The 13,898-nt window shown below is 65.3% G+C and carries 3 protein-coding genes; all 3 read left to right on the top strand.

The genetic code is table 11. From position 1 onward, the window contains the following. Positions 1–3 precede the first annotated feature (3 nt). The 3 genes from BSIN_RS02155 (at position 4) to BSIN_RS02145 (ending at position 13,894) form a co-directional block, all read left to right on the top strand. The gene (locus BSIN_RS02155) at positions 4–294 is read left to right on the top strand and encodes an acyl carrier protein (protein WP_089339372.1); all 291 of its coding nucleotides are present in this window, start codon (positions 4–6) and stop codon (positions 292–294) included. A 255-nt stretch (positions 295–549) separates the two neighbouring features. Then, positions 550–1,353, top strand: a complete 804-nt coding sequence (locus BSIN_RS02150) for a 2OG-Fe dioxygenase family protein (RefSeq protein WP_089339371.1) — start codon at positions 550–552, stop codon at positions 1,351–1,353. 49 nt (positions 1,354–1,402) lie between these two features. Continuing rightward, positions 1,403–13,894 (top strand): hybrid non-ribosomal peptide synthetase/type I polyketide synthase, encoded by a 12,492-nt coding sequence (locus tag BSIN_RS02145; protein WP_089339420.1) that lies wholly within the window; start codon positions 1,403–1,405, stop codon positions 13,892–13,894. Positions 13,895–13,898: the final 4 nt, after the last annotated feature.

The following is a 13,898-nucleotide window of genomic DNA, read 5'->3' as shown; positions in this document are numbered from 1 at the left end:
CAAATGCCCGATCCCGCGAATATCGACAGCTCGTCGATCCAGCAATGGCTGACGGAGCGGATTGCGCGTTATCTGCAAATTTCTCCGGAGGACATCGGAGCTAGCACTCCGCTGGACACAATCGGACTGGACTCGGTCTATGCGCTCGCGCTATGCGGTGAGATCGAGGAAACGCTGCATTGTGTCGTGGAGCCCACGATCGCGTGGGATTTTCCGACAGTTGCCGAAATCGCGCAGGAACTCTGCAACCGGCTGATGGCGGACGGCGCAGACGTCATGGCGAGCGAGAAATGACGAGTCCGGCGAAACGCAGGATGGGTAAAGGTCCTGCCTGTCTTGGCGAGCTTTGCGGCCGAACGCTATCGGTCTAGACGATTATCGGATGCCGGATGCGAATGGAATCCGGGTGGGCCTAGTCGGAAATCCAAAATCAGTTGGTTCAATTTTGACTGCGGAATCTCGCCTATTTAGTTAGAAATGCATAGTAATTGGAGTGGGCGATTCAGTGCGTGAGTCGTTTTTCTCCAATTCCAAGTTCGGGATGAAAGCATGCAAAGGATCGAAGAGGGAAATTTTCCAGCCGACCCGCGTATGGATTCGGAGATTGGCAATGCTTTGCGCACGATGGGTTGGGCGACGTTTGACCGGGCAGATCTGATGCTCGGCGAGGTTGAGCAGCGGGAACTGGATCAGTTGGCGCGTTATGCGCAGACCTTGCCGCTCGACGGCTTCGGTGGCGACGGCCGGCATCGCTGTTATGCCGAAGCTGTATTGACGCCGTCGACTCGAACCTTGTGCTGGAAGCCCGGCATCGTTGGCGAGGGCGGCAAGGTCGAAATCGAATATCAGCAGGCGACCGAATTTCAACCGGAATATGGCGGCGTGCGCCGCCGATTCCTGCGCGCGAATGATCACGTGTTGCAGTTGTCGTTGATTCACAGGCTGATCTGGTTCGACTTCGATCTAACGGGCTGGACGGGCCGCGATGAGCCGCTGCAATGTGGCTTTCATCTGGTTCGGCTCAATGCGCTTCCTGGCAAGCCGTCGCGCAGCACGCCAGACTGCCTGCACCGCGATGGCCAGCCGTATACCGCCGTTCATCTGGTCAATCGCAGCGGCGTGTCGGGCGGGCTCAACTATATCGCCGCGCCTCGGTATGCCGGCGAGCGCATTACCGAGGTGCCCGCCGATGCGCTCACCACTTTCATGCTGACCGAGCTGCTAGACAGCTACATCATCGATGACGCCGCCGTGTGCCATCACGTCAGCGCGGTCGCCTGCGCGCCCGGTGCAAGGTCAGGTGCGCGCACGGTCATGCTGATCGATTTTTCGCCGATTCCTCTTGCGTCGTGAGCAGTTCCAAGCGTCATTCTCATTGCTGATCGAATCGGGAAATCACATCATGAATCACCGCTTACCCCATTTTCAGGCCGGCGATGCGCCGACGCCGCTGTTCGACGCGAACGCCGACGGCTCCTTTACGTCGCCAGTGTTGCCCGCGACCGCCGCTCAACGCAGGCTCTGGTTCGTCGAAAACGGCGATGTGCGTGCCGCGACCTATAACGTGCCCGCGGCATTCAAGCTGACCGGCCGCCTCGACGACGCAGTGCTCGAACAGGCACTGGAATTCATGCAGCAACGGCATCCGGCCTTGCGTTCGCGATTCCATACGCACGACGGCGAATTGCGGATCACGCTTGCGTCGACGCTTGCCGCGTTCGCTCGGCAGGATATCAGCGCACTCGATCCCGATGCTCGGCAAGCGGCGGCCGATCGGTTGTGCGCGAACGAGGTAAGCCACGTCTTCGATTTGGCGCATGAGGCCCCGCTTCGCAGCCTTCTGATCAAGCTCGGCGAAAACGAGCACGTTTTGTTCGTCAACGTGCATCACATCGTGTTCGACGATTGGTCGATCAGGATTTTCTTCCGCGAACTCGGCGCCGTGTACAACGCGCTGTTGTCGGGCGACGATCCTGAATTGCCGACTGTCGATTATGCGGCGGCCGTGGCGGCAACAGTGTCCGACGATGCCCGGTGCGCGCGCGCGCGGCAATACTGGAAAGCGGCGATGTCGGATGCGCCGACGCTCCACAAGCTGCTGACCGATCGGCCGCGTCCGTCCGAGCAGCGCATGCGCGGGGCGGTATCCAAGCACGTGTTCAGCCCCGTGCTTGCCGACGGCATGCGCAAGCTTTGCCGCAGCGCCGGCGTGACGCCATACATGCTCGGCGTGGCGGCTTTTTCCGCGTTGCTGCATCGCTATTGCGGCGAAGATCAAATCGTGATCGGCAGCCCGTTCGCCAATCGCTCGACCGAAGCGCAGCAAAATCTGATCGGCTTCTTCATCAACCTGCTTCCGCTGCGCGTGCGATTCGACGATCGCGTCAACTTTATCGACTTGCTGGCTCAGGTGCGGGAGTCGTTGCTGGATGCATTCGAGAACGCGGCGTTGCCGTTCGATCAGATCGTCGAAGTGGTGCGGCCGGTGCGCTCGGCAAGTCACGCTCCCGTGTTTCAGATCATGTTCGACTACCTGAAGGGCAGTGGCGGGACGCTCGCGCTTGATGATGTCGAGGTGCAAGGCACGCTCGTTCATACCGGAACGTCGAAATACGATCTCACGGTATCGATGGAGGAAATGCCCGGCGAACTGGCGGCGATCGTCGAATATGACACCGATCTTTTCGATGCGTCCACCATCACGCGCATGATGACGCATTTCGAAAAGCTGCTCGAGAGCCTGCTTGCTTCACCGAGCGCCGCGATTGCCGAGGGTGCGTTGCTTCCGGCGGCGGAATTGGCGCGAGTGCGCCGGTTTACCCGGCCGGACGAGCCGTTCGAGCGCATTCCGTTCTTGCCCATTCCTCAACGATTTCGCGACGCGGTCGAGCGCACGCCACACGCACAAGCCGTGGTGCATGACGAAGTCCGTCTGACCTACGATATGCTTGACCGCCGCTCCGATGCACTTGCGAATGCGCTGCGCTTGCGTGGTGTGACGAAAGGCAGCCGTGTCGCGTCGCTGCTGACCTATTCCGACAAGCTCATCGTTTCGTACTTAGGCATCTTGAAGGCCGGTGCGGTATATCTGCCGCTCGATCCCGCCGATCCGCGGCGCTTGGAAAAAATCGAGGATGCCGCACCCGTCGCGCTCGTCTCGACGAAACGGGATCATGCGAGCCTCGGCGCGCAGGCCGCCGCCATTACCGTGCTGCTCGACGACGTGCTCGAAGGCGCGACGTCCGCCGATGCTCAGCGCATGGATATTCCCGCGCTTACCGAGAACGATCCCGCCTATGTGATCTATACGTCGGGATCGACCGGCAAACCCAAGGGCGTGGAGGTTTCGCACGGCAGCCTGAATGCGTCGTATCACGGCTGGCATCGCGCGTATCGCTTCGGCAAGCCAGGGCATCCTGTCACGCTGCAGCTCGCCGGCATGACGTTCGATTTGTTCATCGGCGATGTGAGCCGGACACTTGCATGCGGCGGCAAGCTCGTCATGCCGCCGCGCGAATGGCTGCTCGACGCTGCGCGGCTGCACGCGCTGATGCTTGCCGAACGCGTGTCGTTCGGCGATTTTCCTCCGGTGATATTGCGCGAGCTGATTCGTCATTGCCAGGAAAACGGTGTGCGTCTCGACATGCTCGATACGCTCGTCTGCGGCGCCGACGTCTGGTTCGGCCACGAACTGCACGCGGCCCGCGCATTGTGCGGCCCGCATGCGCGAGTGCTCGGCTCGTATGGCGTGACCGAGGCGGCCATCGACAGTTCGTACTTCGATCCTGATTTACACGAGTTGGCGCCAGGCAGCGTCGTGCCGCTGGGGCGGCCGCTGCCTAGCTGCGATCTGCTGATCGTCGATCCGCTGCTGCAATTGACGCCGATCGGCGTGCCGGGTGAGCTGCTGGTGGCGGGCCCGGCGGTAGCGACGGGCTATCTCGGCAACGAAGCGCTGACGGCGCAAAAATTCTTGCGCGGCCGTATCGGTGAGGACGGGCGCGTGATCGTCGGCGAAGGCGATACGCGGTTCTATCGCACCGGCGATATATGCCGGTTTCTCGACGACGGCACGATCGATTTTCTCGGCCGTCGAGACAACCAGATCAAAATACGCGGTTTTCGCGTGGAGCTGGGCGAGATCGAAGGCGTGCTTGCCGCGCATCCGCAGGTGCGCCAGTGTGCGGTCGTCGTGCGCGACGAAGCGTCGGGCGATCCGAGGCTGGCGGCATTCGTGGTGAGCAGCCTTAGCGTCGACGAGTTGCGCGGATATTTGCGGGGCCATCTGCCTGCGCACATGTTGCCCGCCGTGATCGAGCCGCTCGATGTCATGCCGCTCACGCCGAGCGGCAAGATCGACCGCAACCGGCTCAAGACGTGGGCGCTGAGCGCGCCGGACGCGCCCGAGCAGCAAGCGGCGACCGACGTCGAGCGCCGCTTGCTGGCGCTGTGGCAGGAACTGCTGGCAGTACGCGTGCGTGGCGTACACGAGAACTTCTTTCTTTGCGGCGGACATTCGCTGGCGGCGGCGCGTTTGGCGTCGAGGATCAACCAAGCGTTTGGTCTCGATCTGAGCATTTCAAGCATTTTCAATCATCCCACGGTAGCCGAGCAGGCGCGGCTAGTCGAGCAGCGAGCGTCTTCGATTACGCCGGGCGACGCGCGGCATGTGCCGTTGGCGATGCCGTCGGAGGAAGTCACGGAAGATGTCCGCCTGCTGTCGTATTCGCAGCAGAGCCTGTGGCTGGCGGCGAAAAGACAGCCCGACGATTTCAGCTACAACATTCCAATGGTGTGGCGCTTCGACGGGCCATTGGATTCACCCGCATTGGAACAGGCCGTCAATGATGTCGCCGCTCGGCACGATGCGTTGCGCACGGTGTTCTCGACGCATGTTGAAAGCCTGGTCGGCTCCGACGGAAAATCGCTGCAGGAGCCGACTCAAACGCTATGCGAGACATTGCCGATTCGATTGCGGCGAATCGCCGTCGCGGCACCCGAGGCGGCGAATTTGCCGGGCTTGCTGCAAGACGAGCATGCTCGCGCATTCGATCTGCATGCAGGACCGCTGGTGCGCGCGGCGCTGTTCGAGACCGGACCTAACCAGCATGTGTTCAGTGTAACGATTCACCATATCGTTATCGACGGCCCGTCGTTCGGTTTATTCTGGCGTGATCTGCAAACCGCTTACAACGCGAGAGCCGCCGGTCACGCGCCCGCGTGGGGGCGGCCCGTGCGGCGCTATGCGGAGTTTGTGAATTTGCAGCGGCGACAGCTGCACGGCGAAGCGGCGCAGCGGCAATTGCGTTATTGGCGTGAGCGGCTGCGCGATTTGCCCGCCGCCATTACGCTTGCGCATTCCGTCGATGTGCAGGCGGCGCACGCTGGCAGCCCGCAGTCGCTCACATTCGAAGTGCCCGTGGCTCTCGCGGCCGGCATCGCGGCGCTTGCCCAGCGCACGAGCTGCTCGCCGTTCATCGTGTACTTCGCACTTTTCGCGGCGGCATTGCGTGAGCAGACGGGCGATGCCGATTTTGCGATCGGCACGCCGGTGTCGTTGCGTCCGCAACACGGCTTCGACGACGTGCTTGGTTTTTTCGCGAATACCATGCCGCTGCGCATGCGTTTCGACGGGCTTACCACGTTCGATCAGGTGCTGCGGTATGTGCGCGAACACTGTCTGGATCTCTACGAAAATAGCGGCATTCCGTTCGAGTGGCTGGTGCAGGAGCTGAACCCGCCGCGCGCGCCGGGGCGCAACGCGGTGTTTCAGACCCTCTTCTCCTGCGAATTCGACGATGCCGGTCTGCAACTGGCGAATATCGATGCGAGCCCGCTGCCGATCGACATTTATTCGGCGAAGCTGGATCTGGAAATGGCGGTTCATGCAAATGGCGGCCGCGTGCTGTGTCATTTGATGGCGCGCCCCGGATCGTTCGACGCGGATGCATTGAATTCGATGCAGCGCCATTTTTTGAATGCGGCGCGCGCGGCGTTGCGGCCGAACGCCTTTTCTTCGCCGCTCGATGCGCCGCCGCTGCCAGCCGGCAACGCGGCGATTCCATCGGGGCCGGCGCACGATCTCTACACGCTCTTCGCACGCAGCGTCGGGCCATTCGCGGACCACGTCGCGCTCGATGCTCCGGCGCTGAGCGTGAGCTATCGGCAATTGGCGGCGCGGGTGGCGGCCGCCGCCGAGGCGCTGACGGCGCAGGGCGTGCGCCGCGGCGATCGCGTCGGCATTTTCGCCGGTCATCATCCGCACAACGTGACGGCGATGCTGGCGATCGCGTGCGTGGGCGCGGCATTCGTGCCGATGGACCCCGAGCACAAGCCGCAGTGGAATCGCCACATCGCGAACGATGCCGCGCTCGCGGCACTCGTGAGCCATGCCGGTACGGCCGACGCGGCGCGCGAATTCGGTCTGCCGGTGGTCGATCTCGATGCGTTGTCCGATCCCGGCCAGAGCGCGCAATGGGCGCCGCCGTCTCGTGATGCGGATCCGGACGATTGCGCATACGTCATCTACACGTCCGGCTCGACCGGCTTACCGAAAGGCGTGGCGGTTTCGCACCGAAGTGTGTGCCGCAACGTGCTGGCGATGACGGAAATCATGGGCGTCACGCCGCGCTCGCGAATCGCGCAGTATGTGTCGCCTGTCTTCGATGTGGTGCTGGGCGAGATCTTTCCGGCGCTCGCCGCCGGAGCCGCGATCGTATTCGGCGAGCGCCGCAGGCTTCTGCCCGGACCGGCGTTGATCGATTGGCTGGCGCAGCAGCGCATTTCGCATTGGTGGATCGTGCCGTCTGCATTGGCGATGGTGCCCGAGGCCGAGCTGCCGGCGCTCGGCATGATCATCGTGGCGGGGGAAGCGTGCCCGCCGGAAGTCGCGCAACGCTGGGCGAGGGGCCGCCGCCTGCTCAATGGCTACGGGCCGACGGAGGCCGCGATCGTCGTGTCGTTGACCGACTATCATGCCGAGCAGGAACGGCTGATCTTGCGCCCGATGGGTGTCGCGCAACTCCATGTGCTCGACGATGAGTTTCAGCCGGTCGACGTCGGCGTGGCGGGCGAGCTTTTCATCGGCGGAGAATGCGTCGCGCAGGGCTACCTGGGGCAGACGGCGCGCACCGCGGGTTCGTTTGTCGCGAATCCGTTCGATGCCGGACCGGGCGGACGCATGTATCGCACGGGCGACGTGGTGCGCCGGCTCGACGGCGGCGCGATCCAGTTCATCGGCCGGGTGGACCGTCAGGTGAAGATCCGCGGCTTTCGCATCGAGCTTGACGCGGTGCGCGCGGCGCTGATGGAAGTGCCCGGTGTGCAGGCGGCCGAGGCGCTCGCGCAGCCGGACGGGCAAGGGCAGCTGTTGCTGGTCGGATACGTGGTCGCGCGCTGCACGAAGACGGCGCTGCTCGATGCGCTCCGGCGCAAGGTGCCTGACGCGATGGTGCCGTCGAACCTGGTGTTCTTGGATGCGTTGCCGACCGGCAGCACCGGCAAGACCGATTTGAAAGCGCTGGCGGCCAATGGCGCGCCGCTTGCGGTTGCGACGGTGCCCAGCGCACCGCCCGACGTTGCGCCCGTGCGGACGCTGCAACGCGTGCGCGAGATCTGGCGGACCTTGCTCGAACGCGACGATATTGGCGATGACGAAAATTTCTTCGATGCGGGCGGACATTCGCTGCGCGCGGTCGCTTTGCATCAACGCGTCACGGAAGCGTTCGGCGACGGCTTGGCGTTGACCGACGTTTTCGAGTATCCGACGATCGCCGCGCTCGCGTCGCGTCTCGATGCATTGAGCAGACAGCGCAGCGATGCCGAGCCGGACCACGCGCATGCGGGCATCGAGCCCGCCGACGATGCCGAGGCGATCGCGATCATCGGCATCGCCGGCCGCTTTCCCGAAGCGCCGGACCTCGCGAGCTTCTGGCAGCGCCTGCTCGCCGGCTATGAGGCAGGCCGCACATTGAGCGATGCCGAACTCGACGCGCATGGTGTGCCGCCCGAACTGTATCGCCATGCGCATTTCGTGCGCCGCTTCAAGGAACTCGAAGGCAAGGCCGATTTCGACGCCGGTTTCTTCGGCTATTCGCCGCGCGAGGCGCAGGTGATGGACCCGCAGCAGCGGATCTTTCTCGAACTCGCGTGGCAGGTATTGGAGGAGGCCGGCTACGGCGATTCCGGCCGGGTGCGTTCGGTGGGCGTGTTCGCGGGCGCGGCATTCAGTTACTACCTGGTGCAAAACGTGATGCCGAATGCCGAGCGGCTGCGGCTCGAACCGGGCCAATGGCTGATCGGCAACGACAAGGACTTCATCGCCACCCGCACCGCATACAAGCTCAATCTGCAAGGGCCCGCGCTCAGCGTCGGCACCGCGTGCTCGTCGGGGCTGATGGCGGTTCATCTCGCCTGCGCAAGCTTACGCAACGGCGAAGCCGAGATGGCGTTGGCCGGCGCGCTCGCGCTGGACCCGGACCAAGTCGGCTATCTCTATTCCGAAGGCGGCATCATGTCGCCAGACGGCCGCTGCCGTCCGTTCGACGCCGCCGCGGCAGGCACGGCGGCCGGCAGCGGTGGCGGCGTGGTGCTGTTGAAGAAGCTGAGCGCCGCATGGCGGGACGGCGACACGGTGTATGCGGTGATCAAGGGATCGGCGGCAAACAACGACGGCGGGGCGAAAGTGAGCTATACCGCGCCGAGCGTCGCCGGTCAGGCGGCGGTCATTCGCGAGGCGCTGCGGGCGGCCAAGGCCCCGGCCGAAAGCATCGGCTATGTGGAGGCGCACGGCACGGGCACGCCGCTTGGCGATCCGATCGAGGTGCGCGCGCTCGCTCAGGCGTTCGCCGACGAAACCGCCTCCGGCGCGTTGCCGCACGGGCAATGCGGAATCGGCTCGGTCAAAGGCAACATCGGGCATCTGGACGCCGCGGCGGGCATTGCCGGATTGATCAAGACGGTCCTCGCGCTGCACCACGAAGTCATTCCGCCCAGCATCAACTGCCACACGCCGAACGCGCAGATCGGTTTCGACAAGACGCCGTTCAGCGTCGTTCAGCATGCGCGCGCATGGCCGAGAGCCGGCGCGCCGCGGCGCGCCGGCGTCAGCTCGTTCGGCGTCGGCGGCACTAATGTTCATGTGGTGCTCGAAGAAGCGCCGCGCGCGCGTCGCGTGCCGGCGCATGAGCCGCCGCGCTGGCAATTGCTGCCGGTTTCGGCGCGCTCGCAAAACGCACTGCGCGAGCAATGGCGGCGGCTGCACCGCGCGCTGCCCGGTACGCGCATCCGGGATGCGGCCTATACGCTTCAGCTCGGCCGCACCGCCTTCGAACATCGCGGCTTCGCGGTGCTCGACGAAGCAGGCGACGTGAGCGAGCAGTTGAATCGTATCGACGCGCTGGCAGCGTTCGAGCGCCGGCATGCGCCGCCCGTCGTCTTCATGTTTCCCGGCCAGGGCAGTCAGTATCCGGGCATGGGGGCGGCGCTGTATCGAGAAGGCGGCGTGTTCCGGACCGAAGTGGACCGCTGTGCGTCGATGCTGCGCGAATCTATCGGGCAGGACATCCGGTCGCTGATGTTCGACGGCGATGCGTCGTTGCTGAAGGAAACGCGCTACACGCAACCGGCGCTTTTCACAATCGAATATGCACTCGCGCTGCAATTGCATGAATGGGCAATCGTGCCGCAGGCGATGATCGGCCACAGCGTCGGCGAGCTTGTCGCGGCGGCGGTGAGCGGCATGATCGCGTTGCCGGATGCGTTGATGCTGGTCGCGACGCGCGCCGCGGCGATGCAGCGCCAGCCGGCGGGCGCGATGCTGGCGGTGCTCGCGGGCCCCGACGAATTGGCGGAGCTGAATCGTTCCGGCTGTGAAATCGCGGCGATCAACGGACCGCGGCAATACGTGCTGGCGGGGGCCGTCGATCAGATCATTGCGCTCGAGGATGCGTGCATCGCGGCGGGAGTCGCGTGCCAGCGTCTGGCGACGTCGCATGCGTTTCATTCGTCGCTGATGGCCGGCGCCGAGTCCGAGGTCAATCGCGCGAGCGCGCGCATCGCTTGCAGCACCGGGCGCATTCCGGTGATCTCGAATCGCAGCGGCCGCTGGCTGAATCAGCAAGATCTGGCAGACCCCGGCTACTGGGGCGCGCATCTGCGCCAACCCGTGCAGTTTCATACGGGCGTCGGCACGCTGCTCGACGCGCTCGATCAGCCGATATTCGTCGAAGTGGGGCCGGGCCGCGCATTGGGCAACCTGATCGGTGGCTGGAGCAAGCTTGGCGCGCAGCGTATCGTCGCGACACTGCCGCACGCGCGCGACAAGCGTCCCGACCTGGCCGCGCTGCTGCAAGGCGTCGGCACGCTGTGGGCGCAAGGCGTGGAAGTTGATTGGCCGCGAATGCATGCGCCGGGGACGGCGCGGCGAATCGCGCTGCCCACCTATGCGTTCGAGCGCAAGCGTTTCTGGATCGATCGGCCGGCAAGCGCGGCGGCGAGCGCATCGTCGGCGGCGCAGGCAGGCAGCGCGTCGCACGATATCGGTGAGGTGCCGATGCAATGCGAAGAAGACGGCGGTGGCGGGCGCATCACGGTATCGTTCACGCTGCATGAGCGGCTCTGGTTCGTCGACGAGCACCGGATCTTCGACGGCGCGAGCGTGTTGCCCGGCACGGCGTGTATCGAACTCGTGCGGCGCGCGTTTGCTTTGAGGCGGCCGGATATCGCCATTGCGATGTGCGACGTCTATTTTCCGTCCGCGCTGATCTTGGCGGACGGCGAGCGTCGCCGCATGCGCGTGAGATTCGAGCCGTGCGACGACGGAGCGGATTTCGTGCTCGAATCGCTCGATGAACAAGGCGACGGGATCGCGCACGCGAACGGCCGCATCGGCCGCGCTGCCCCCGCACCAGCCGCGCTGGAATCGCCGGCCGCGCTTTGCGAGCAGTGGCACTTGGCCGAAGTGGACGATGCCCGCGCGCGGTTCGCGCAGGCGTTCGCGGAGTACGGGCCGCGCTGGCGCAGTATCGACGCGGTTTGGCTGGGCGGCAACGCAGGGCTGGCGCGGCTGAGGCTGCCGGCCGGGGGCCACGGCGATCTGCCGGCCTTCGCGCTGCATCCGGCGCTGCTCGATGTGGCGAGTGCGTTCCTGCCTGCCTGCTTGCGGCCGCATGACGAGTCGGTCCCGTTCCGTTATGAGTCGATCGAGATGCATCGGCCGTTGTGCGCCGAGTGCTACAGCCTGGCGGTGGAGACTGCGCCGAACGTGTTCGACGTCACGCTGTTCGCATGGGACGAGGCGGCGTCGCGCGCGGACGTACTCGTCACGATTCGCGGCTTCGGCCGCCGCGAGCCGGCGCGCCGTGCCCGCGACGTCATGCAATGGTGCCGCACGGTCAAATGGGTCGATGCGCCCGCGGGCCGTGCGCTGCCTGCGGCGCGTTGGCTCGTGTTCGGCGACGAATGGGCCGCGTTCGCACCCGCGAACAGCGTGCTGATCCGCCACGACGACGCGTTTCGCCCACTCGGCGAAAACCGCTACGGCTTGCGCGCGGGTAACAAGGCTGATTGCGAGCGCCTGGTGGCGGAACTTGCCACGCATCCAGACACCCCGCTGCACGTGGTGTACGGCTGCTGCGCCGCGTCGGCGGCCGATGTCGATGGCGCGTTCATCGGTCTGATCACGTTGCTCCAGGCGCTGGGCGCTCGACAGCGGGATTGGCGCGTGTCGCTCGTCACGCAAGGCGTGCGCGCGGCGCGCACGCTCGACGCTTGCGCGGGCGCGGCCTTGGCCGGATTGCTCAACGCAGTGCACTGGGAATACCCGCATATCGTCTGCCGCCATATCGATCTCGACGACATGAACGATGCCACCCTCGCGGCGTTGAAAAGGGAGCTGTCGTCCGAGCCTGCGGTGCTGCCCGGCGCATCGCCCGATTTGCCGAGCAGCGTCACGCTGGTCGACGGACGGCGGGAAGCGGCCAGCCACGTGCCGCTGGCCACGGCTTCGCGAGAAGATGTGCTGCGCGATGGCGGCGTTTATCTGATCACCGGCGGCGCGACCGGTGTTGGCCTCGAATTGGCGATGCATATCGCGAGCCGGCGGCGCGATGTCGGGCTGGCGCTGCTCAGCCGTTCCCCGCACGACGAAAATGCCGCGCGGTTCGCGGCGTTGGAAGCGGCGGGCGCGCGCGTGCTGCGGCTTGCCGCCGACGTGGCCGACGCTGGGCAGCTTGCCGGCGCGGTGCGGGCGGCGCGTGCGCGATTCGGGCGCATCGACGGGGTGATCCATGCGGCCGGCGTCGAAGCGAGCGGGCTGATCGAGACCGGCACGCCCGATGCGTGGCGGCGCGTGCTGGCCGCGAAAGTGGATGGCGCGCGGCACCTGTTCGACCAGTTCGCGCACGAGCAGCCCGACTTCGTGCTGTTGTGCTCGTCGCTTGCCGCGGTGGTCGGCGGCCTGGGTCAGGCGGACTACGCCGCGGCGAACGGCTATATGGACGCGCTCGCGCGATATTGGCGGCAGCGCGGCATGCCGGCCATCGCGGTCAATTGGGACACCTGGGCACAGACCGGGATGGCCGTCGCGCACGCCGAGCGCAGCCGCCGTCCAAGCGGGCACGGGCCGGCGCTGCGGGGGCTGAGCAATCATGAGGGCTGTGCGATTTTCGAGCTGGCGCTTGCGCACGACATGCCGCAACTCATCGTCAGCAAGGCCGGCTTCGCGGAAGGGCCGGCGGCGCGCAAGCCGCGAAGCGCCGGGCAGGCAGCCGCACCCGAGCCCGGCTCGCTCCGGCAGGCGCTCGTTGCGTTGTGGCAGGAGTTGCTGGGCGTCGATCACGTCGAAGTCGACGATGATTTCTTCGATCTGGGCGGTCACTCGCTACTCGCGACGCAACTGATTTCCCGCGTGCGCGACCAATACGCGCGTTGCCCGACGCTCGGCGAGTTTCTCGAGGAACCGACGATCGCGCGCATCCTGCGCTCGCTCGGCGACGATGCCGGCCAAACGGCGCGCGCCGACGAAACGGTGCGCTATTGCCTGGTGCCGATGCACAAGGCCGGCGCGCAGGCGCCGTTCTTCTGCATTCCGGGCATGGGCGGCAACATCACGCAGTTGCTGCCGCTCGCGAACGCGCTCGATGCGGACCGGCCGGTGATCGGCCTGCAATATCTCGGCCTCGACGGCGTGCACGAGCCGCATACGTCGGTCGAGCAGATCGCGTCGCACTATGTGAGCTGCATGCGCAGCGTGCAGCCCGAAGGGCCTTACTACCTCGGCGGGCATTCGCTCGGCGGCAAGATCGCATACGAGATCGCGCGTCAGTTGCATGCGGCGGGCGATGCGATCGGACTCGTCGCGATGTTTGATTCGGCCGCGCCGCCGTATTCGTTCGTGCCGCATCAGGACGACTTTGAGATCGCCAGCATGATTCTCGGCGTCTTTGCGTATTACTCGGGCAAGATGGAGATGATGACGGGCATCGACGAGGCCGCGCTGCGCGCCGCGTCGCGCGAACGGCTGCTGGCGTTCATGAGCGAACGGCTCGCGCGGTTCGGCGTGGTGCAGTCGCAAAGCGACACGAGCGCGATTCGCGGGCTGTTCAACGTGTATCGGGCCGCGGCGGATTTCTCCGCGCTTTACGATCCGCCGCACGAACCGTTGCCGATTCCGGTGATGTTGTTCAAGGCGACTCAGCCTTTGCCCGACGGCATCAATCTGCCCGAAATCCGCGAGACGCCGGCGTGGGGCTGGGAGAATTTCACGCGGCTGCCCGTGCGGACGTGCGAGGTTCGCGGCAATCACTATAGCTGCCTGATGAGCGAGCATGTCGGGCAGATCGCCGATGCGCTGCGGCACGCGTTGTCTGCGGCGCGGCGCACCGTGGAGGCATGACGGT

Origin of the sequence: Burkholderia singularis, from assembly GCF_900176645.1 — a bacterium.
GTDB classification, from domain to species: Bacteria; Pseudomonadota; Gammaproteobacteria; order Burkholderiales; family Burkholderiaceae; genus Burkholderia; species Burkholderia singularis.
The sequence above is the reverse complement of the archived record's forward strand: the minus strand, read 5'-3'. Positions and strand labels throughout refer to the sequence as shown.